Below are 22475 nucleotides of genomic sequence, written 5' to 3' on the forward strand. Positions count from 1 at the left end.
TGTATGCGCCATCGCAGCCCCCAATCCGAATCAGGCTACATTCTGCTTGCCGTGATTTTCATGACGGTCCTGATTCTGATCGCCCTGGCCGTGGCTGCCCCACGCATCGCTGCCGACATTCAGCGCGACCGCGAAGCTGAGCTGATCCATCGTGGCGAACAGTACAAGCGAGCAATCAAGCTCTATAACAAGAAATTCGGAGGCTATCCTTCTTCGATCAGCCAGCTTGAGAACTCCAACAACATTCGATTTCTGCGCAAGCGCTACATAGATCCCATGACCGGCAAGGACGACTGGAAGATCATCCATCTCGGCGAGGCACACATTAAACCGATGGGTCTCTTCGGCCAGACTCTTCAGAGCAGCAGTATGGCAACAACCCCGGGAAGCTCTCTGACTGGATCATCCGGATCGTCGTCGAGCCCAACTGGAAGCACGTCTGCCTTTGGTGGCACGACATCCTCTTTCGGTGGAACAGGCAGCGGCTTTTCATCCTCTCCAACCAGCACAAATACTGGCACGGACCCATCCGGGACTTCCGGCGCCACTGGGACAACAGCCCCCGGCTCCTCAAGCCCGTTCAGCAGCGGCGCCGGCACTGGAAGTAGCACGTTCGGCAGCAGCTCGGGGACAAGCGCATTCGGCAACAGCGGCCAGACCTTTGGCGGAGCGCCGATGGTCGGTATCGCCAGTAAAAACACCAAGGCTTCCATCAAGGAATACAAAAAGCAGAAGCACTACAACGAGTGGGAGTTTGTCTACGATCCGGTGGAAGATATGCTGAGTTCAGTAAGTCTGCTTGGCGGAGGCGGATCACCCAACTTGAACGGGGCAAATGGCACTGGAACAAACGGGACGACCAACCCCGGAACCCCCACGAGCCCATTCGGATCGGGCTCGTCATCCGGGACAGGCTTTGGCGGTGGAACGTTCGGAAATCCGCCGACGAATCCAACCCCGACTCCAACGCCGACACCACAACAGCCGCAGCAGTAAAAAAGCCTCGCATGGAGCGAGGCTTTTTCTATTCAGGTCAGCGGTGATTACACGCTGAACGAAGATCCGCAACCGCAAGTGCTCTTGGTATTCGGATTTTCAAACTTGAAGCCGGCCGCTTCCAGCGTCTCGACATAGTCCACTACGCAGCCATTCAGATACATCAACGATGTCGCGTCGACGAAAACCTTCAGCCCATCAAAGCTGAAGACCTTGTCCATCATGCCCGATTGATTCTCAAACGACATGGAGTATTGGAAACCGGAGCATCCGCCGCCAACCACACCAATGCGCAAACCCGCAGGAAGCGGGTCCTGCGTCGCCATGATTTCGCGAACTTTGCCAACTGCAGTATCCGTGAGCGAAAGAGGCGCCTTCCTGACTTCCGTTGTTTCAATCGGCATAACGGTAGTGGTTGCCATGTATTTCTCCCTCAAATAAAGAACGTCTCTTAGAGTGTAACGCCCAAAAATCGCCGATACAACTCTTCTTTATTCGATGACGATCGCCTGCCAGGGATTCATCCTGTTGATCATTGATAAGCAAAAGGTTAACCCTCTCGCTAATTTGCGACGACTTGACCCGAGATCCGGCCATACTGCTCACTCGTGAGTATGCCCTTGCTCACCAGATCATGCGGATCTCCGTAGGGCCTGCCGCGAATGATCCTCTGCGCTCTTGCACCCGTAATCCCCGGCAGATCAACGAGTTGATCCTCACTCGCCGAGTTGATGTTGACCGTACCCGCACCGGGTTTTCCATTGCTTTTCAATCCTTCTTTGACGCCGGCGGCAATGTCGTTCACCTTGCGCTCCGCGTTGGCTGCCGCCACTTTGGCATCCGCAGCAGCCTGTTGCGCCCCCGCTTTTGCCTGCGCCGTTGTTTGCGCCGCTTGTTGCTTCAGTTGCTCGTCAGAGGATTGCTGGCTGGTATTACAGCCCGCGAGCCACACAAGCGCAGCAAACATTCCCATAACCACAGTAAAACGAACAAGAAAGCTATCGTGACCATTGATTTTTTGAACTCTCATTCCGCCGCCTCCACCCGCATCTGGGACACATGAATGGAATCCTTTCGAGGCCCAGAGGTTGCCAAGTTAGTTTCGCCGCCGGAAAGAGCCCCTGTTCAATGCTGCGGAAAAAGGACTATGATTCTCAATCGAAGCGGCCCCACATACCCTCGAGCCCGCTAACTTCGGACCCGCCCGTACCTGGGACCGGCTCAAACTCGAATCCTGAGGTGCTCCATGAGCATCATGCTTGTTCTGTGGATCGTATGGGCCGTCGTCACAGCCTTGCTCTTAGCGCTCCTTGCTTACCGTGGCACTCTGACCCGTTACGAGGAAGACCAGCTCTTCCTTGACCCGGCCGGAGGCCACCAACAGCAGGAGCAGGCACTGATTGTCCAAAAGTGCAACCGGATCCAGCCGTTCGTCCGTATCATGACGGGCGCAACATGTGTTCTATCCGCCACTATTATTGGCATATACGTTTGGGACGCAATTAGCCAGTTCAAGTAAGGAGCTCGTACGTTCGGCCGGAGCGCCTGCCGGGGCTACGGCTCCTTTACTTCCAGAAGCTCCGGCTCCTTACTTATTTTCTGGGGAAAACCCCTCCATCGTTCCCCGGGCAACGACGTCTACTGTCACTTCTTTGTCAACCTTCAGGAGAAATGTGCTCTCATCCTTCATTCCCCAGGCTACATAGGGAATCGAGAAGCGTGTCGTCGCCGTCGCATCTGTCCCGTTCCGCTGAAGCGCAATCTGTAAGCTAAGCGGATGATCTGCGCCGTGGATATTAAACGTACCGTCAACAGTTACGTTTTGAGTTCCGACTGCCTTCAGATCGCCTGACACTTTTACCGGATGGAAGAAGGCTTGAGGATATTTACTGCTTTCAAGTACTTCTTTCTGCATCTTTCCATCGCGCGTGCTGTTCCCGCTCTCCCCGGTCGTTACATCAACAAGAAATTCTCCCTCTGCCGCGCCAGTCACAGGATCGAACGTCATCACTCCGCCTTTCAGGCGGAAAGTGCCCTGAACCGTGTGCAAAATGTCGTGCAGTGTCCAATGAATCTCAGTTTTCTGCGGATCAAGATGAACGGTGACTTTCGGCGAGGACGACTGCGCCCGCGCCATCTGGGCGATACACAGGATTACCGCGGAAAGACAAATGCAATACTTGCGAGATACAAAATTCACGGGGAAACTCTCTCTGGGTCTGATGTAGAAGTTCCCGACTGCGCCAGACGCTTCACCGCGGCAACACTGCTGGAGAGCAGGAAATGCGGAAGACTCTCTTCGCCCATATGCACTCCCAGCAGTCCGTCAAACAAGTCAGGCAATCCTGCCAGCGCAAGCATGGCAACCCTCCGCACCGACGGATACCTGTCCATGACCAACAACGCACGCGCCATCCGTCTCGGCATGCTTAAGGTCGTTTCGTGTTCCTTCGCGTAGAGATCAAGCGAGTCTTTTTCAATTGAGCGACCTAGTAGAGCTGCCTGGCGAAAGCCAATGGCGAGCCCTTCGCCGGTGACGGCATCGACGGACCCGGAAGCATCCCCAATCAAAGCAACATTGCCTTTGGCCACATGCTTCAATCGTCGCGTTGTCGTCAGGGCGCCGCGTTCGCGTGAGGACGCTGCTTTGTCAGAAAGCCGTTCCTTCAAGTATGGAATGGCGTCAACGACCTGCTGCATACGAGTTGAACCATGGCTCGTCACCGCAGCGACGCAGATCTCTCCTTGCGCGGTTGGCGTGATGTAAACCTGGCCAAGAGCACCCCAGTGCACTTCCACATAGTTACTCGCCGCAGGGATTCGATAGTGCCTGCGGAAGCCAAACCGCCTGGAAATCAGCTTGCCCTGCTCAAGACCAGCCCACTTGCGTACTTTGGATGACTGGCCATCCGCGCCCACCAGATAGCGATATTGGATGGCCTCGCGATCCAGGGAAACACGATTCCCGAAGGTGACATGCGTCTTCCATCGCAGGCGAACGCCGATATCGGCGGCTCGTTCGATCAATCGGCCGAGCAGCTCGGTTCTGCGCATTCCGAGACCCACTCCGCGCTCAAACTCGCCGCACACGGAGACCCGTTCACCGTCGGTCCAATTTATGAATCGGATACCCTGAAAACGCGCACTCTCACCACGCTCGCAATCCACTCCCAGTGATGCAAGATCGCGCAGAGCGTCCGGCATCAGGCCTTCGCCACAGGCTTTGTCAATGGGCGGCCGGAGCGAGTCGGCAACCAGTACGACGGCGCCACGCATCCGTAAAGCAATTGCGGCGGCAAGCCCCGCAGGACCGCCGCCGACAATAAGCACATCACACGAATTTTGATTCAAGAGGTACTACCACTCCAGTAGCAGGATTTCCGCGCAAAAGCCCGGCCCCATCGCAGCCAGAATGCTGCGCGTTCCGGGCGCGGGACGTCGATGCTTCATCACTTCATCAAGCACCACTAGAACTGAAGCCGAGGATAAATTTCCCACCCGGCGCAGCGCCTCCCACGACGCGCTTAGTTCGCCATTTTTAAGACCCAGCGCTTCCGCAGTTGCCTCCAGAACCTTCGGACCGCCCGTGTGCATAATCCAGGAACCGATATCGTTTCGTGTCAATCCGTGTTGTGCCAGGAATCCGTCGACATCTCTGCCGAGATTCTCCCGCACAACGGCGGGAACATCTGGAGACAGGACAATGTTGAAGCCCTTCTCCGAGATCCTCCAACCCATTACATCGTGGGTATTCGGATAGAAGACCTGCTGGCTGGCTACAATTCGCGGCCCCGGCAGAGGGATCTTTTCGCCACCAATCAGCGCAGCGGCAGCACCGTCGCCAAACAGCCCCGATGAAATGAGGTTCGCGACAGAAAGGTCTTCCCGTTGCCATGTAAGCGAGCACAACTCGACGGAAAGCAGCGCGGCAACCTGATCCGGATACGCCCGCACATAGTCTGCCGCGCGCGCCAGGCCGGCAGCTCCCGCTACACAGCCCAGCCCAAAGATCGGATTACGCTTGATATTTCGCGAAAGCCCCATCCGATTGACCAGCCGGGCGTCAATCGAAGGGCTGCAAACACCTGTAACCGAAACAAAAAAGATCGCATTGATGCGATCACGAGAGAGACCGGCAAGCTTCAAGGCGCAATCGATTGCCCGCTCGCCTAACTCCTCTGAGACCTCGATCCACGCATCATTGGCCTTACCCCAGGTGTCAAGTCCGCGATATTCATCCAGCTCCCGCGAAAAATAACGCCCATCGACGCCTGTCCGGTAGTGCAGCCTCTCCAATAGGCTGGATTTTTCAAAACTTTCACCCCAATATTCCTTGATAGCCTCAACTATCTCCTGCTGAGAGAAGTAGTGTGGAGGATATGCCGTTGCCGTGCTTAGAATTCGCATAGAGTGGCCGGTCTCACATTCACATTAAGTAGGCTGAGAAAGAAAATCTTCCCGCAAATGTACTTATCTTCTAATTCTTCAGGTGATCTTCGAATCTTGCAAGTGATTAACGAGCCACTCAAATTTTTGCCGTGCGTGCCGCCAGTTGCAAAGCATCCTGCCAAAAGCGCTTGGACGAATGCGCCACCTCCATAACCTGCCCCAGCGCAGTTACAAATTGGTCAAGGCTCCTTTCGTCGCTGTTCAGCGGCGGGGCCGCCTTCAGCACCATAAAGTTGTTTCCACATATTTGCGTTAGAATGCCGTGTTCCCGGAACAGCCGCATCACGATCATCTGCCCGAACATGGCTGGATGAATTCTGCGAAAAGCCTCAAATGAGAGCCTCAGAGTGAGCGATTTGGGATGTCCAAAGACAATCCCACTGAAAAATCCCAGCCCGCGCACCTCGGAAACCATCTCGTGTCCTGCAAGGGCTTCTCGCAGGCGCTGGCGAAATCCCTCGCCCATAACCAAGGCCCGCTCCCCCAGCCTCTCCTGTTCCAGAACCTCAATCGTGCTGAGTCCGGCCCGCATTGCCAGCGAGTTTTCTGAATATGTGGAGGTATGAACGATGGCCCGCTTCAAGGAGCTGTAGACGCTATGATGTACCTCGTCCGACATCAGTACGGCGCCAACAGGTATCAATCCCCCACTCAATGCCTTGGCCAGGATCACCATGTCGGGATCCAGGCCATAGTGGTGCAACGCCAGAAACTTGCCCGTGCGATATAAGCCAGTCTGCACTTCATCCAGTACAAATAACGTTCCGTACTTCCTGCACAAATGCTGCGCACGCTGCAGATACCCATCCGGGGGCAGAACAATCCCGCCTTCGCCCTGGATCGGCTCCAGAACAAGAGCCGCATACTTCCGCGTGGCCAGTTCGCGTTCAAGGGCATCACCATCGCCGAATTCAACAAACCCCACTCCTGGCATGGGCGGTCCGAATCCCTCTGACCAGAAGCGGTGATCCATAAGTGAGAGCGCTCCACATGTCAGACCATGGAACGCATTTCTCGCGGCCAGCAGCCCATCGCGCCCAGTGGCTGCACGCGAAAACTTGATCGCTGTCTCCACGCCCTCGCTGCCGGAACTCGCGAAATATGCCTTGTTGATCCTGCCTCCTGCTCGAGAGCACAGCACCGCGGCCAGATCGCCGGCGCTCGTCGCCACATGGCTCTGCAGCATGGATGGCCCGCAGCTCTCCATCTCGTTGCGCAGCGCCTCTATGATTCTCGGATGATTGTGCCCTGAGTTATAGACGCAATAGCCGGAGAGAAAGTCCAGAATGACGCGGCCATCACGGGTTTGCAGCTTCTCACCGCGGCAAACATCGTATTCTGCGTTCATGTCGAGCAGGTTCAGCAGCCGAACCCACTGTGGATTGACATGCGCTTCATAAGCGGCACGTGTAAGTGTGTCCAAAACCCCACCCATTTCTTAAAATACTGCAAAATTCAAACATTCTTCGGCTCCGCGTGTTTTGCCGGAAAGACGGTCCACTAGCCCGGAAGCCGATAGTTATTGTTATCGATGCAAATATGACTTTGCAGAAAGGAAAGAGTTAGCAGACGAGCAGTTTGCCGGCGAAGGGATGCATCTAGTAGCGTTTCACTCGCAAACGATGGACCGATGGCCGAGCTAGTCGACGATGGCGCTCAGTTGATGCCTGACATCGGCGCCCCGCACCCAGAAGATCACGTCCATCGCAATATTGGTTGCATGGTCCGCAATGCGCTCGAGATTTCGCGAGATGATAATGGCCTGGAGCGCCTGCTGGCTGCAGTTCGGGTTGTTCTGGATAAACTTGGTCAGCTCTTCATGCGCGATCCGGTTCATGCGATCGATGTCGTCGTCCATGGCCAGAACCGATTCGGCAACGTATGCGTCGGCATCCAGCAAGGCCTGCAGAGCGGTCCGAATCATGCCTGCGGCACACGTGCGCATTCCATCTATCTCAATGGGCAGATCAAGCGGCTCGCATTCAATCAGATCCTGGGTCCGCACCGCAATGCTCATCGCCTGATCGCCTATCCGCTCCAGGTCGCCGTTGATCTTTATGACTGCCAGAATGAAGCGCAGATCGATCGCCATAGGCTGCTCTTTTGCGAGCAGATCATAAGCCATCTCATCTAATTCGCGCTGAGCGGAATTGATCGCCCTTTCGTTCTGGCGCACGAATTCAATCAAGCCCTTATCCCGCTGCAGGTAAGCATCGACACATGCATCCAGCGCCTGCTGGGACAGCGCGGCCATCGCCAGGATCTTCTCTTTCAGCTCGGCGAGCTGCTGCTGGAAATGAATGCGCGGCAAGAATTCCTCCAGGAATCAGTATGCAACAGCTATGTCACAATTGTGCGAAAACCTGCACCGAGGCGCGACCCAGCAAGTTACCGCCGTGCATATCAGGTTAGTACGAAGAGCCGAGCGACTTAGATCGCCGCCGCGAGAGTCGTTTCGCAATATAGTCCTTCAACCAGTCGCGCAAGCGAGCAGCCCATGGGCTATCTACCGAAAGCAGCCCCAGACCGACAAACAAAAGCGGAATCCCCGGGATAATCGGCAGCACACAGCCCACAACACCTGCAATCAGGCAGGCATATCCTGTCATCTGCCGCAAAATAATCTGCCACCGGCTTTTCCCTGCGCTCCCCATACTGCATAGATTCACCGGAGAGCGTTTTGGATATCTTTATGCCAACCGTTCCTCGGCTGCCTTGGCTGCTTCGTAAATCTGATCGAACGACTCGACCGCGTATAAAACCTTCTGCATCTCCGAGACAAGAAACTTCTGATTCAGGACAGCATCCAGATCGAAGTCGCGAATCTCCGGGCCCCCCTCGGAGGATCGGTTGATCACATGCGTCGATTCCCCATGCGATGAGATCAGCCCGCTCCCGTACAGCTTGATCGTCCCCTTCTGCCGGATCACGCCAAACTCTACTGTGAACCAGAACAACCGTCCCATGCGCTCCAGCTTATCCTTGTCGTGGATCAGCCCAAGACACACCCGCCCATACTGCTGCAGAAAATCTGCAAACACCGGATGCGCATGCATCGGCACATGCCCAAACACATCGTGAAAGATATCCGGCTCCGGCGTGTATTCGAGCGATTCTCTGTTGCGCAGCCACGTCGTCGTCGGAAACTGCCGCGCCGCCAGCATTTCAAAAAAAGCGTCGGGCGGCAGAAACCCGCTTACCGGCGTCGCATTCCAACCCGTGCGCGGACCCAGCCGCTTGTTCACCTCCGCCAAGTCCGGAATCGAATCCTCGCGCAACCCGATCTGATGAAAGCCATCGAGATACTCCGCGCAAGCATGCTCCTGCAATTGCGGCATCCGCCGCCTCACCAACTCTGCCCATACCGAATGCTGCTCAGGCGTGTAGGCATTCCAGTCCTGCCGGATGAGATACTGCTCGGCAATACGCAACGATGTGGCGGCTTGATTCATGCGGAACTACCCCTCAGCTCAAAACATTTGAGCATCTCACCGCCAATTGTGAAGTGTCAACATACGACTATCGCACCATCAAACTAAAATATCGGCCACTCGCACCTGCGCAACACCGCAACGCGAAAACTCCTTCCGCGTCACCTCTACAGAGTCATTCAGTCCAATCGCCCGGCAGGCATCCTCAATCACCACTGCTTCGAATCCAGCCGCGCGCGCTTCCACCGCCGAGTGCCGCACACAGTAGTCGTAAGCCAGTCCGGCAAGAAAAACTCGCTCAATCTCCCATTCGCGCAGATACCCGGCAAGCCCGGTCTTCGTCACGCGGTCGTTCTCCTGAAAGGCCGAATACGAGTCGATCTCCTGCCGAAATCCCTTGCGCAAAATGAGCCGTGCCCGCGTCGTGTCAAGATCCTTGTGAAACGCCGCTCCTTCAGTTCCTTCGATGCAGTGGTCCGGCCATAGCGTCTGTTCTCCGTACGCCACCTGCGTCGTACTGAACGGCTCTTTACCGTGCCTTGAAGCGAACGACAACTGCTCTCGCGGATGCCAGTCCTGTGTGAGCACAACACAATGAAACTGCGGCGATAGCCGATTGATGACCGGAACCACTTCGTCGCCATGCGGCACCGGCAACGCGCCACCCGGGCAAAAATCATTCTGCACATCTATGATCAGCAGCGCGTCGCGATCCGTAATTTTCACCGGCATTTTCTTCTCTTCCTGGACTGAAACAATTTGTAGCCAATCAGGCTTTCGTACTCTGGTCAACTCTTGCCTTCTGGGTATATGTTAGTGGGTCGCAGTGCGGTCCGAGTAGCATCTGAATCGCCCGTCTGCGCGTCTAACCTAGTATTTGGGAGTACTGTTCGATGTCCACTCTTGCGCACCCGGAAGTGCAAACGCAAAAAGATTTCCTCCCCCTCAACGGAACAGACTATGTAGAGTTTTACGTCGGCAATGCACGACAGGCCGCGTATTTCTATCGTCAGGCATTTGGCATGACGCTCGTCGCCTACTCCGGCCCCGAGACCGGAGTTCGTAACAAAGCCTCCTACGTGCTCCAGCAAGGCAAAGTACGCTTCGTCCTCACGACGCCCTTGCGTCCCGACGGTGAAATCGCCGAGCACGTCCACCGTCACGGTGACGGCGTGCACGACGTTGCTCTTTGGGTCGACGACGCCAAACTCGCATGGAAAGAAACTACCAAGCGCGGAGCGCGTAGCGTACATGAACCATACGAACTGCGCGACGAGCATGGCACCGTCAAGCTCTCCGCCATCGCAACCTACGGCGACACCATCCATACCTTCGTTGAGCGCGCCGACTATCACGGCGCATTCATGCCCGGCTACCGCGCCGTCGAAAAAGATCCCCTCGCCCGAACCGTCGGCCTGCTCCACATAGATCACATGGTAGGCAATGTCGGCTGGAACGAGATGAATCGCTGGGTCGACTTCTACGCCGACATCATGGGCTTCTCGCTCTATCAACATTTCGACGACAAGGACATCTCAACCGAATACTCGGCCCTCATGTCGAAAGTCATGGCCAACGGCAACGGCCGTGTGAAATTCCCTATCAACGAACCGGCAGAAGGCCGCAGAAAATCGCAGATCGAAGAGTATCTCGAGTTCTACCACGGCCCCGGAGTACAGCACATCGCATTAGCCACGGATGATATCGTTCATACTGTTGGCAAGCTGCAGCAGCAGGGCGTCGAGTTTCTCAAAGTGCCGCATACTTACTACGCGGAACTCGAATCCCGCGTCGGCAAAATCGACGAGCCTCTTCACGAACTTGAGCAACTCGGCATTCTCGTCGATCGCGACGACGAAGGCTACATGCTGCAGATCTTCACCCGTCCGGTAGAAGACCGTCCAACCCTCTTCTACGAGATCATCCAGCGCAAGGGCAGCCGCAGCTTCGGCAAAGGCAACTTCAAAGCGCTCTTTGAAGCCATCGAACGGGAACAGGCTTCCCGCGGCAATCTGTAATCAGAAGAACACCGAAGTGGCGGATCCCAAAATCCGCCACTCCAGCCCACTACCGCCGCTTCCTCCGCGAGTCCTGCGCCAGATGCCAAAAGGTCCACACAAGAAAGCAGACACTGCCAGCCACCACAATCAGCAACAGGTAAAGCGCGATTGCATTTGAATTCACATCTTGATTGAACCCGTCCACCCGCAAACATCGCGCAAGGAAGTTGTGAAGAGTTCATAAGCATGCCCGAACCGCCGCTATCGATTGCGGCCAAAAAAAAAAACGGCCCGTTGTGGGCCGCTTCTTCGTCACGCTGGCAAGCTCGACTGCTATTGGCGATTTGCCGAAAAGGTCGGCGTCATCTGTGTCAGGTTTGCCAGCGCGATGATTCGTTGTCTAACGGATCGCAATCTTGCGAGCCGCAGTCCAATCAGTTCGTACGCTTTCTTAGATGCAAGTTGCGTACCACTCGACCAGATGATTTCTGATTGCAAGAATGCTTGATTTTGGCTGCGATCAGAGAGGGTCAGAGTTTGCACCGCATTTTGCACAGTGAAAAATACTCATCACGCTTAAAAAAATTTCTTACTCAGCAGTCATCTCCACACCTTTAGCTTCGCGTCCAAACAGAGTGACGACGGCAAGAAACACAGCCACGATCAGCACCGTCACCGCTAGCACTCCGCCATAGCTGCCATAGTGCTCCGCGGCCTTCGCCTGTAGCACCCCGTTGCGCGATGTAAGAAGATTCCCCAACTGATACGCGAGCCCGGGAAACGTCGCGCGCACCGGCCCCGGCGACAGTTCCGTCAAGTAAGCAGGCACAACGCCCCATGCGCCCTGCACCATAAACTGCATCAGGAAAGCCCCCGCAGCTAACGCGTACATCGTTTGTCCAAACGCAAACAGAGGAATCATCGGCAGCGCCAGTAGAGCTGCGCTGATGATCGTTCGCTTGCGTCCAAAGCGTTCCGAAAGGCCGCCAAAGAGAACACCGCCAAGCAAGGCCCCGATGTTGTAAACGACCGCGATTCCTCCCGTAAGCGCGGCAGAAAAACCGTGGTCTTTTTCCAAAAACGTCGGATACAAATCCTGCGTGCCGTGCGAGAACGAATTGAATCCGGCCATCAATAAAACGACAAAAAGAAATGTCAGACCGTACTGCCGAATCCCGCTGAAGGCCGACACAGGCTTCGTACCTTTCCGATGCCCCGCGCGCCAGACAGGCGACTCTTCCACCTTTAGCCCGATATATAGAACCAAAAGCGCCGGAGCCGCACCCACCACAAAGAGCCCGCGCCAGCCTACAACGTGCCCCAACCAAACCAAGTGTGTGAACGGCTTAAATAGCAATGCATAAGCAGCGGCAGCCACCAGATAGCCGACCGCATAGCCCTCTTGCAATAGCCCGGAAAAGAATCCGCGGCCTTCTTTCGGCAACGTTTCAAACGCCAGCGCGGCGCCTACGCCCCACTCGCCACCCATCGCAATTCCGAACAGTGCCCGCAGAATCAGCAACGCATGCAGCGACGGAGCAAAAGCGCACGACAGTTCAAAGATTGAATAGCAGGCAATATTCAGCATCAGCACTGGACGCCGCCCGAACCTGTCCGCCAGCGCCCCGAAAAGAAACGCCCCCATCGGTCGAAAGGCAAGCGTAAGAAAAAGCGCCTCAGCCACCGCCGAAGTCCGCGCATGAAAATCCGCCGCGATCGCGGACACACAAAAGACCAGCAGAAAGTAGTCGAAGGCATCGAGCGACCACCCCAGAAATGCGGCGACAAACGCATGACGCTGCTGGGACGTGAGCAATCGGAAGTTTGAAAAGAAACGAGTTGGCATCAACAGACCCGGAGATTGGAGCTTACCAGAGCGGCATCCGAATCTATCTGCCTAAATCATCAAAATATTTGTTGCAACGAATAATTTCTTGGCGTATCTAAGAAAATGACTGCTGACCGACCCCACGTCGAAGCAGAAAAAGAGGATTTTGGAGAAAGACAATGCAATCACTACGTAATTCAGCAATCATCACAGCACTCTTGGCGGTTTCCGCTGCCGTTGCTTCGGCTCAGATATCGAAGTGGCAGATTGATCCCGCGCACAGCGAGGCCGACTTCACCATCAGGCACATGGGCATTTCCAATGTCCACGGCCGCTTCGGCAACCTCAGCGGCTCGCTCAACCTCGACGAGAAGGACATCACCAAGTCCGACGTCAATGCCACGGTCGATATCGCTACCGTCGATACCGGCACAGCGCAGCGCGACCAGCACCTGAAGAGCCCTGACTTTTTTGACGCAGCCAGGTATCCCCAGATGACCTTCGTCAGCAAGGGTCTCACCAACAACAACGGCCAGTTGCAGCTCATCGGCGATCTGACCATCCACGGTGTAACCAAGCCGGTCACGCTCGCTCTTGACGGCCCCAGCAAGGAACAGGCTGACCCCTACGGCAAAATCCGCCGCGGCTTCTCAGCAACCACTACAATTCACCGCCAGGACTACGGCCTTACCTGGAACGGCAACCTGAAGTCGGGAGACACTGTTCTCGGAGATGACGTTAAAGTGGAATTGGACATCGAACTGATCAAGCAGTAAAACAGTCCATACGAAACTAATTGTTTCGTGCAGACTTTAGGTGCGCTCCCATTCACATAGGAACGCACCTGCTACTTTGCAAAAGGTGCCTATGGTAAGCAAGCTGCAGGAAGAAATAAAACAGACTCGCCCCTTCGTCAACATTGAAGAGGAAGCACTGCTCAACATCCGGCGCACTTCTGACCGGCTGCAGCATCACACCCAGCAGCTCTTCAAGCCGCATGGCATCACGCCGACACAGTACAACGTGCTTCGTATTCTTCGCGGAGCTGGCGATGAGGGCCTTCGCTGTTCTGATATTGGGGAACGCCTCGTAAGCAGTGATCCCGACATCACCCGCCTGCTCGGCCGTTTACAGAAGCAGAAATTCATCCGCCGGAAACGAAATCCGAAAGACAAGCGCGTCATCTACGCGACGATCACCGCCGAAGGCTTGCGACTGCTCAAAGAAACGGATCCGCTCGTCAATGACGGCGTGAGACAGATCCTGAAACACATGAACCGGGAAAAATTGACGACGCTCGTCTCTCTACTGGAAGAGGTTCGCCAGGCGCTCATGCCTGAGGCCGCAGCGTCGTCTTAGATCTTGGCTGTCTCGCCCAAAGCTGCTTCTATGCTGGCTCGCGCCTCGGCTTCGCCGCCTTTGCTTTGGATGTGGTGATGCAGGCAATAAAGGGCCAGTTCCAGCCTGTCTGAGACGCCCAGCTTGTCATAAATTTTGCGCAGATAATTCTTGATCACCTGCTCGCTGGTCCCCAGCTCGTAAGCAATCTCCTTATTGCGCTTGCCCTGCGTGATGCAGTTGATGATTGCCAGTTCCTTGGGAGAAAGGCGAGGCTGGTTCTTGGGACTCGCCAGCGCGGAAGCCTGAGTGCGATAGGCCTCGATGACCCAGGTCACAGACTGATTGTCGATCCAGGTTTCGCCCGCGGCAATCTTCCGCACGCACTTCACCAGCAAATCGGGCGAAATTGACCGGGGGATCACCCCACGGACTCCACGGCGATATAGTTCGACGATATGGTTTTCGTCTGTAGCGGTCGCCTGCACAATGATCTTCAGATTGGCCGCATGGTGCAGGATGTCGGCGATCCCCGAACCCTTGCCGGCCAGCAGATTGCCTTCAAGTACCAGCACGTCTGCCGGATGCTGCTGCAACGCGGCAAAAAGTGCTGTCAGGCTGTCCACCTGGGAAACAATCTGGATATCGTCTTCCACCGCAAAGACTTTGCGCATGCCAACGCGGTAAATTGCCTGTGAATCCGCCATGACCACACGGATCACGGGCTTGGTATGAGGAACCCCAGCCGCGCCATTCGTAGCCGGGACGGCACTCTCATTCGTTCTCTGCTTTGCTTCCGATGTCATCGTTTTCTACCTACTTCGTCGCTATTGGAAGCGATATTCGTCAATAACGGCTGCCGCAAAACAATGCGAGTGTTCCTGATAAGAGCGAACTACTCGTCCAAGGCAATGAACAGCAGCAGTGTCACCACACAACTCACCTGCTGGAATCTCCAGCAGAAACTCAACCGAGGCATTTACTGGAAGAGGTTCTTTCAGTCGAAACAGCACGCCATTCGCTGAAATGTTTTCCGTCATTCCTGTAAACTCACGGTTCTCCGACAGAATCACCACCGGTAAACGAAGGGGAAAACGCACGGAAAATCGCGAACCTTCAGCATCAATGTCAAAATGAGAGGAGTACTGTGACATATCCATACTCCTATCGGATGCCTGAAGTACTTGTATTAACCTACCCCGAGCGAAACCCTTACTCCGAATTACCAAAGTTTACACCCTGTATGTGACCAAGGAACAACTATGTTTGTCATTAGTTACTTTGGGGAATTGCGGTTTCAGGAATAAGGATCGTTACTTATGTGGCTTAAAACACAGAAAATCAGCGATTTGGAGCAGGGTAAAAGGCCGCTGAACCGCCCACCCATTCTCGATCGCGATTGTGGTCGACACCCATCATCTTCCCTCTTCCGAGCCTTACTAGTGAGAGAACAGGCTCGAGTTGGCCTCCATCAGGCCACAGGTATAGGATTCGAATCTCCGGCTGGGTCAGGCCGTGTGGCGTGTCTACCACAGACTCGAAATTGACTCGCCGCTGCAAAAGATACTCATGGCGCTGGGATTTGGGAATCGAAGCCAGCATTTCGTCGGATGGAGCAAACTCAATTCCCTTCCCCGCAAACGAGAATAACGGCTTGAGAATCCACCGCTCCCGATCTTCAGGCAGCCGGTCGCGGCCTTTACCCGCCATCCAGTCATGGAGAAAAATAGCGGGCGGAACTGCGGGGTGGTCCAGATACGGAATCGAAAACTTGCTGATGTGAAAATACCAGTTCGGATGGCCGGCCCACTCCACGTCAAACGACTCGCGGTAGTCAAATGGCAGGTCAATCTGTTCGCGCATCAACTCATCCACAATCGCGCGGTTGTAGATACGCCGAATTGGAATCAGCTTCTTTCCCTTGCGATAACACAATCTCGTCGGCTTTCCCGGTCTCACGTCAGCGACGAGTTCGGCAATATCGACTATCTCAATCCCGAGCCGCTCCGCCGTTACCAGGAAATCCGGCAGCGTCTTCTGCTTGCGCGGCTCGACTTCCGTCAGCACGACATTTTCAGGATGATGCCCGCGCAGGATCACGCGCTCCATGAGCTTCCAAAAGCTGGCCTCAGTGTGGCCGCCAAGCAGATAACCAAGATCGCCATTCAAATTAAAAGCCGAGCGATAGACTTCGTTCAGCACAAATTGATATGCAAAGACCGACGGAAACGCCTGCAATTCGACAAGTTTTGGCGCTAACTTGCCATCCGGCTCACGCACCAACCCGAAATCGGCAGTCATGAAATGTGGATGAGGCGTTTCGTCTGCCGCGCAATACTGCGGCGGAATCATGGCACGCGAGGCCTTCAAATATGGCTCGTTCGCTACAAGCTGGTGCGTTAAATTAACACCTACTTCAGCCATTTCATCAAGCAGCGACTTGGGCAGGAAGCACGGCGTCTCCGCAACGCGGAACTCCACATGGGTCCGCACGCACGCATCGAGACTGTGCAGCATCTTGCGATATGCTTCCGGGCGATAGCGTTCATTAAAGTCGCGACGTAACGCCTCGATCACAGAATCAACCCCGCCCAACAGGGTAACGCAAACCGGGGGACTCTGGCACGGCGCCGAATTTTACTCAATCACACGCCGCGAGAAACAAGCCCACTACTCATCATGCAGCAGCCGAGCCGGCTCAGCCGACAGCGCTCGACTCGCCGGAATCGCCGCCGAAATCAGCCCGATCAGGCCCATCGTCAGCACAACCGCCGCAATCACCCACGGGTCTGAGGCCGTCGCCTGATACACAATACTCGCCAGCACCCGGCTCGCCGCCACTCCCAGCACCAACCCCGCAGCCGAGCCAATCCCAAGCAGCAGCACAGCCCGTCCCAGCGCCGCCTTCAGCACGTGCCGGTTCTGCGCGCCTAACGCGACGCGTATGCCCAGCTCGCGCATGCGCTTCGAAACCGAGTAGCTCGCCATGCCAAAGATGCCCGTAATCGCCAGCATCATCGCCAGCGCCCCCAGCACGCCCAGCGCAATGGTCGCCGCGCGCGCCGGAAACGTGACCAAACTCAGCACCTCCGGCCAGGTCGTCAGGCTGAACACCGGAAGCGCCGGATCGACGCTCGCAATCGCCTTCCGCATCGCCGGAATCATCTCCGCCGAACTGCGATGCGAGCGCACCAGCAAAATCGTGTCGCTGTTGCCTCGCTGCGCCAGCGGCCAATAGACAACCCGAGCGGGATCCTCGGTCAGAGTCACATACTTCCCCGCCTCCACCACGCCAACGATCAAGAATCGATGCCCCGGCCCATCCGGATACGTCTTCCCAACCACATCCGTCGTTCCAAACAGGCGCTTCGCGAAGGTCTCATTCACAATCGCCACATCTGGCGACTTGTCGTCATCGTGATCGGTAAAGTCGCGCCCCGCCAGCAGTCGCGTTCCCGCAACAGAGAAATAGCCCGGAGAAACTTCGTAGTAATTTGTCGAGAACGCCTGATTCGCCGCCGTGAACGTAGTCGTCCCCGGCGGGTAGACGCTCGTCTCACTCTGATTCAGCGACAGCGGAATCGAGTTCGAAACCGTCGCCCCCGTAATCCCCGGAATCGCGCGCACCGCCTCCAGCAGTCGCTTCTGAATCTCACCCGAATGTTCGTACCCCGCAAGGTGTGTGTCCAACGCCGCAACAGTCACGCCCTCCGGATGAAATCCCAGCGGCAGATCAAACGTACGCTGCAACCCACGCAAGGCCACAAACGAGGCCGTCACCAGCAGGCAGCAAAGCGCAATCTGCACTGCCAGCAGAACATCGCGAAGCGAGAACCTGCGCAGCGCGATCGCCGTACCACCAGACGCCTTCAGCACCTGGTTCGGATCCGTCTTCCACACCTGCCGAGCTGGAATGATTCCGAAAAGCAGACCGGTCGCCAGCGAAAGCAGCGCGGCAAACAGATAGACCCAGGCATCCGGCTCAACCAGCAACTGCACTGGAAAATCCGTCTGCGGACGCCACATCGCAAGCGCATGCAACAGCCCCGCCGCCAGACACGCCGAAATCGCGCCTCCCAGCAACGACAGGCATGCCGATTCCGTCACCAACTGCCGCAGAATCCGTCTGCGGCTTGATCCGATGGCGATGCGAATGCCAATCTCTTTCGCGCGATCGGAGATGCGTGCGGCAAACAACCCACCGAGGTTGGCGCACGCAGCCAGCAGTACGAGACCAGCCAGCAACATCACGCCCAGCAGAAAGCCGTGGATCGGGCCGCCCATCATGTCGCCCAGGAAACCGGGCTGCGAGAGAACCAGTTCGAGTCCCTTGTCCACATCCGGATACTGCCGTGACAACTGCGCCGCGATATTCCCAAGATCCGCATTCGCCTGTTGCGGCGTTACGCCGGCCTTCAGCCGCGCCACCACCCATGCGTTGTAATCGCCGCGGTTCTCGATCCAGTTGTAACCCTCAACCTCCGGCTCATCATGGATCGGAACCCACACCTCCGGCCAGATAAACCGCTCGGTCCCATTGAAGTCCTTTGGCGCGACGCCCAGTACGACAAATTCATGCTTGTTGATCCGCACCGTCTTACCCGCTACTCCCGGATCGCTCCCGAACTGCGTCTTCCAGCAGTTGTAGCTCAGCACCGTATAGGGCTCGCCGTTGCTCTTCTTGTCCTCAGCCGGAGTAAAGAAGCGCCCCAGCATCGGCTTGACGCCGAGCATCTCGAAATAACTCCCGGAAACCTCATATCCCCAGACCGGCCGCGCACTCCCGCTCGTGTCCAGCCCCATGCGCGCAATCCTGACTACGGAAACGCCGGAAAACGTGGTGTTGCGATCGCGAATGTCTTCGAAGTTCGGATATGAAATCGCGATCCCGTTCCTCGGCTGGATAGAGTAGACCCGGCTAGCCTCAGGCACCGGCAACGGGTGCAGCACCAGCGCATTCACCACGCCAAAGACAACGACGTTCGCGCCAATCGCCATCGTCAGCGTCAAAATGGCTGTAAGAGCAAAACCAGGCGAACGACGCAGCTGCCGAAATGCGTAACGGAGATCCTGTAGAAAGGTTTCCATCGCTGCCTCTTAGAAAAAATTCCACAATAGCCCACGCACTCTGCCAGCCAAAATATGGATTCGGAAATCGGCTGATTCCAATTGAGTTAGTGAAAGCCCCGAAGCTCTCAAAGCAGGCTGCGATGTTCGCTTCCGAAAAACCCCCGTCCAGTTCCGAACAGAGTGCAATGAGGATCCCAAACACCCAGCCACAGTGAAGCGCTTGCCCTTTCGGAAGATTTCACAATTTCCGGGCGAAAACAAAAATCCTTCGAACGCGGAATCAAAGACACTTAAAGTATCGGCGGCCACATTTTCGATGCCGCGACAGAGTCACGGAGTGAGGTGAATATGGGTACTCTAGAGCTTGTTGAACCGCCAGCTCCAGCGGATCAGACAGCCGCCGAGGTCGAGATTTCGATCGATGGTGACCCAGTTCGCGCGAAAGAAGGCGAACTTCTTGTCGAGGCTGTACTCCGGCACAAAGAGATTCCCCACATTTGCTATCACTCACCTCTCATGGGCCCCATTCAGACCTGCGACACCTGCATGGTCGAGGTCGATGGGAAGCTTGTACGCGCCTGCGGAACCAAGGTGACCTCAGGGCTGAAGGTTCTTGCGGAATCGCAGCGAGCCAGGGATGCACGAGCTGAGGCATTCGATGTCATCCTCGGCAATCACATGCTCTATTGCACCGTCTGCGACAACAACAACGAGAACTGCCGCGTCCATAACACCGCGCTCGCACTGAATGTCCAGCACCAGGAACACCCCTTCAAACCCAAGCCGTATGAAGTGGATATGTCAAATCCCTTCTATCGTTACGACCCCAGCCAGTGCATCCTCTGCGGTCAGTGTGTGCAGGCCTGCCAGAATGTGCAGGTGAATGAAACACTCTCAATCGGCTGGGAGTTAGAGCATCCGCGCGTTTTGTGGGACGGAGGGATGCAAATTGGTGGATCGAGCTGTGTCTCCTGCGGCCATTGCATCACCGTTTGTCCCTGCAACGCGCTCATGGAAAAATCGATGCTCGGTGAAGCCGGCTTCCTGAGCGGCATGCCGAAGGAATCTCTCAACAAAATGATCGACGTGGTGAAGGCCATTGAGCCCGAAATGGGTTACGGCGCAATCATGCAGGTTTCGCAGACCGAATCGAAGATGCGCGAAGAGCGCATCAAGAGAACCAAGACAGTCTGCACATATTGCGCGGTAGGCTGCAGCTACGACGTGTGGACGAAAGACCGTAAGATCCTCAAGATTGTTCCCCAGCATGGCGACGCCAACCAGATATCTACCTGTGTGAAAGGCAAGTTTGGCTGGGACTTCGTCAACCACGAAGAACGCCTTCAGAAGCCCCTGATTCGCACAGAAAACGGCTTCCGCGAGGCGAGCTGGGAAGAAGCGCTCGCTCTGGTCAGCGAGAAGCTCGGACAGATCAAGAAGGATCATGGTCCCGATTCCATCGGCATCATCGTGTCGTCAAAGACGACGAACGAAGATGGATACCTGATGCAGAAGTTCGCTCGCTCCGTCATCGGCACGAACAACATCGACAATTGCTCGCGCTACTGCCAGGCTCCCGCTACCACCGGTCTCTTCCGCACCGTGGGCTATGGCGGGGATGCCGGGTCGATCGAGGATATCGGCAAGTCGAAGCTGATCGTCATTGTCGGTGCCAACACGGCTGAGGCTCATCCCGTGCTCGCCACGAGGATCAAGCGTTCTCACAAGCTGCTTGGCCAGAGGCTCATCGTTGCCGACCCTCGCGAGAACGAGATGGCGCGCCGTGCAAATATTCACTTCCGGCCGCGCCCCGGTACAGACCTTGTCTGGCTTTGCGCCATGAGCCGTTACATGTTCGACCACGGCCACGCGAAGTTGGACTTCATCAAGCAGTGGGTGAACAACGAGGAGGAGTTCAGGAAGAGTCTTGAGCCCTTCACGATGGAGTACGCGGCGAAGATTTGCGAGGTTCCGCTCGATACGCTGGAGGCGGTCGCGCTGGAGATGGTCGCGGCGGATACAATGTGCATCCTCTGGGCGATGGGAGTCACTCAGCATATCCGTGCCTCCGACACTTCAACAGCGATCTCGAATCTCCTGCTGACCACCGGCAACTACATGCGCCCTGGTTGCGGAGCCTATCCGCTGCGTGGCCACAACAACGTTCAGGGAGCCGGCGATATTGGCGCCTCGCCCAACAACTACCCGGGATATCAGAGCGTCAATGATCCCGATATCCGCGGGAGGTTTGAGAAGACGTGGGGCGTGCCACTATCACCAGAGGTCGGCATGAACAACCACGAGATGATGGTGGGCGCGTATGAAGGCAGGTTCCGCGCGATGTATCTGTCGGGCGAGGACATGATCTCTGCCGATTCCAATGCGAATTGGATCGCGGGCGGCTTCGAGAAATTGGAATTCTTTGTCGTTCAGGACATCTTCTTTTCAGAAACCTGCCGCTATGCGGATGTCATCCTGCCGGCCTCTCCGGCACTTGAGAAAGACGGCACATTCACCAACACCGAGCGCAGAATCCAGCGGCTCTACCACGCGCTTCCGGAATTGGGAGACAGCATGGCGGACTGGAAGATCACGCAGGAGATTGCCAACCGGATGGGCGCCAACTGGAGCTACAGTCACCCTTCGGAGATCATGGATGAACTGGCGTCACTCAGCCCCATACACGCAGGCGTCCGCTATGACCGTCTGGAAGGCTACAACACTCTGCAATGGCCGGTAGCTTCGGATGGCGCCGACCAGCCGGTTCTGTATCTGAACGGGTTTCCTTTCCCGGACAATAAGGCCAGGTTCTGGCCGGTTTCCTTCACCGAGCCGGAGGAACAGCTTGATGAGGACTTCGATCTCTTCCTGAACAACGGCCGCCAACTGGAGCATTTTCACGAAGGCAATATGACCTACAGGGTCAGCGGCATTCGCGAGGAGACCCCGGAGCGGTATCTCGAAATCTCTCAGGAACTCGCCGAGGAACGGGGGATGGCCACGGGCCGATGGGTGCGCGTCATCAGCCGTCACGGATCGCTCGTTATCAAGGTGCTCGTCACCAGCCGTGTTCACGGCAAGCAGGTATACATCCCGCTCTTCTCGCAGGAAGGACCAGTCAATGTCCTCACCGGCTCGCACGCAGACAATGCAACGCACACCCCTGCTTACAAAGAGACGGCAGTCAAGATCAAGGTACTTCCGGAGCAGGGAAGCAATCCGCTCAGACAACTCAACTTTCGTTACGCAGGCAAGCCGACTTCGCAAAATGGCGTCGAAGTAGAGCGCAAGTGGAAACGCGCTGACTATCGCATGCCGGGCTCACCGAAACTGATACGGATTCAGCTGCAGAAGTAAGGGGAA

General features: G+C 56.0%; 21 protein-coding genes. 6 read left to right on the forward strand and 15 right to left on the reverse strand.

Annotation, left to right across the window (positions count from 1 at the left end; genetic code table 11):
- Positions 1-3: 3 nt before the first annotated feature.
- The gene (locus H7849_RS14275; RefSeq protein WP_186740161.1) at positions 4-996 is read left to right on the forward strand and encodes a type II secretion system protein; all 993 of its coding nucleotides are present in this window, start codon (positions 4-6) and stop codon (positions 994-996) included.
- 47 nt (positions 997-1043) lie between these two features.
- On the opposite strand, the gene H7849_RS14280 is transcribed toward H7849_RS14275, so the two are convergent.
- Positions 1044-1418 carry a HesB/IscA family protein gene (locus H7849_RS14280; protein ID WP_186740163.1) on the reverse strand — a complete coding sequence of 125 codons (375 nt, stop codon included), beginning with the start codon at positions 1416-1418 and terminating at the stop codon, positions 1044-1046.
- Between the two features lie 140 nt (positions 1419-1558).
- On the reverse strand, positions 1559-2026 hold the full coding sequence (locus H7849_RS14285; protein ID WP_186740165.1) for a ComEA family DNA-binding protein: 468 nt from the start codon (positions 2024-2026) through the stop codon (positions 1559-1561).
- Between the two features lie 216 nt (positions 2027-2242).
- Here H7849_RS14285 and H7849_RS14290 point away from each other — a divergent pair, with 216 nt between their 5' ends.
- Entirely contained in the window at positions 2243-2515 is a 273-nt protein-coding gene (locus tag H7849_RS14290; RefSeq protein ID WP_186740167.1) for a hypothetical protein, read from the forward strand.
- 69 nt (positions 2516-2584) lie between these two features.
- Here the strand turns inward: H7849_RS14290 and H7849_RS14295 are convergent, their stop codons facing one another.
- The 8 genes from H7849_RS14295 to pncA all read right to left on the reverse strand — a co-directional run bounded on the left by H7849_RS14295 (position 2585) and on the right by pncA (position 9608).
- Complete coding sequence (locus tag H7849_RS14295) at positions 2585-3196, reverse strand: YceI family protein (protein ID WP_186740169.1); 612 nt, start codon at positions 3194-3196, stop codon at positions 2585-2587.
- The gene (locus H7849_RS14300) at positions 3193-4347 is read right to left on the reverse strand and encodes an NAD(P)/FAD-dependent oxidoreductase (RefSeq protein ID WP_186740171.1); all 1155 of its coding nucleotides are present in this window, start codon (positions 4345-4347) and stop codon (positions 3193-3195) included. Before H7849_RS14300 ends, H7849_RS14295 begins: the two co-directional genes overlap by 4 nt.
- 6 nt (positions 4348-4353) lie before the next feature.
- Entirely contained in the window at positions 4354-5403 is a 1050-nt protein-coding gene (locus H7849_RS14305; protein WP_186740173.1) for a type III polyketide synthase, read from the reverse strand.
- A 118-nt stretch (positions 5404-5521) separates the two neighbouring features.
- Positions 5522-6868: an aspartate aminotransferase family protein gene (locus H7849_RS14310; RefSeq protein ID WP_251106272.1), complete on the reverse strand. Its 1347-nt coding sequence runs from the start codon at positions 6866-6868 to the stop codon at positions 5522-5524.
- 216 nt (positions 6869-7084) lie between these two features.
- The gene (phoU, locus tag H7849_RS14315; protein WP_186740177.1) at positions 7085-7756 is read right to left on the reverse strand and encodes a phosphate signaling complex protein PhoU; all 672 of its coding nucleotides are present in this window, start codon (positions 7754-7756) and stop codon (positions 7085-7087) included.
- A gap of 97 nt (positions 7757-7853) precedes the next feature.
- Entirely contained in the window at positions 7854-8054 is a 201-nt protein-coding gene (locus tag H7849_RS14320) for a PGPGW domain-containing protein (protein WP_251106820.1), read from the reverse strand.
- Between the two features lie 81 nt (positions 8055-8135).
- A complete protein-coding gene (locus tag H7849_RS14325; protein ID WP_186740181.1) occupies positions 8136-8897 on the reverse strand; it encodes a phenylalanine 4-monooxygenase in 762 nt (253 codons plus the stop codon).
- A 78-nt stretch (positions 8898-8975) separates the two neighbouring features.
- Positions 8976-9608, reverse strand: a complete 633-nt coding sequence (gene pncA / locus H7849_RS14330; RefSeq protein ID WP_251106273.1) for a bifunctional nicotinamidase/pyrazinamidase — start codon at positions 9606-9608, stop codon at positions 8976-8978.
- Positions 9609-9769: 161 nt separating this feature from the next.
- On the opposite strand from pncA, the gene hppD reads away from it, so the two are divergent.
- Entirely contained in the window at positions 9770-10894 is a 1125-nt protein-coding gene (hppD, locus tag H7849_RS14335) for a 4-hydroxyphenylpyruvate dioxygenase (protein WP_186740183.1), read from the forward strand.
- Positions 10895-11465: 571 nt separating this feature from the next.
- On the opposite strand, the gene H7849_RS14340 is transcribed toward hppD, so the two are convergent.
- A complete protein-coding gene (locus tag H7849_RS14340) occupies positions 11466-12722 on the reverse strand; it encodes an MFS transporter (protein ID WP_186740185.1) in 1257 nt (418 codons plus the stop codon).
- A 161-nt stretch (positions 12723-12883) separates the two neighbouring features.
- Between H7849_RS14340 and H7849_RS14345 the strand changes: the two genes are divergently transcribed.
- Complete coding sequence (locus tag H7849_RS14345; RefSeq protein ID WP_186740187.1) at positions 12884-13480, forward strand: YceI family protein; 597 nt, start codon at positions 12884-12886, stop codon at positions 13478-13480.
- 91 nt (positions 13481-13571) lie between these two features.
- On the forward strand, positions 13572-14063 hold the full coding sequence (locus H7849_RS14350) for a MarR family winged helix-turn-helix transcriptional regulator (protein WP_186740189.1): 492 nt from the start codon (positions 13572-13574) through the stop codon (positions 14061-14063).
- On the opposite strand, the gene H7849_RS14355 is transcribed toward H7849_RS14350, so the two are convergent.
- From H7849_RS14355 to H7849_RS14370, 4 genes are all read right to left on the reverse strand, one after another.
- A complete protein-coding gene (locus H7849_RS14355; protein ID WP_186740191.1) occupies positions 14060-14848 on the reverse strand; it encodes a response regulator transcription factor in 789 nt (262 codons plus the stop codon). The genes H7849_RS14350 and H7849_RS14355 overlap by 4 nt on opposite strands.
- Positions 14849-14869: 21 nt before the next feature.
- The gene (locus H7849_RS14360; RefSeq protein WP_186740193.1) at positions 14870-15196 is read right to left on the reverse strand and encodes a PilZ domain-containing protein; all 327 of its coding nucleotides are present in this window, start codon (positions 15194-15196) and stop codon (positions 14870-14872) included.
- Between the two features lie 187 nt (positions 15197-15383).
- Positions 15384-16619 (reverse strand): ATP-grasp domain-containing protein, encoded by a 1236-nt coding sequence (locus H7849_RS14365; protein ID WP_186740195.1) that lies wholly within the window; start codon positions 16617-16619, stop codon positions 15384-15386.
- A gap of 93 nt (positions 16620-16712) precedes the next feature.
- The gene (locus H7849_RS14370; protein ID WP_186740197.1) at positions 16713-19130 is read right to left on the reverse strand and encodes an ABC transporter permease; all 2418 of its coding nucleotides are present in this window, start codon (positions 19128-19130) and stop codon (positions 16713-16715) included.
- 330 nt (positions 19131-19460) lie between these two features.
- Here H7849_RS14370 and fdhF point away from each other — a divergent pair, with 330 nt between their 5' ends.
- Positions 19461-22469, forward strand: a complete 3009-nt coding sequence (gene fdhF, locus H7849_RS14375) for a formate dehydrogenase subunit alpha (RefSeq protein WP_186740199.1) — start codon at positions 19461-19463, stop codon at positions 22467-22469.
- Positions 22470-22475: the final 6 nt, after the last annotated feature.

Source organism: Alloacidobacterium dinghuense (assembly GCF_014274465.1).
Lineage (GTDB): Bacteria > Acidobacteriota > Terriglobia > Terriglobales > Acidobacteriaceae > Alloacidobacterium > Alloacidobacterium dinghuense.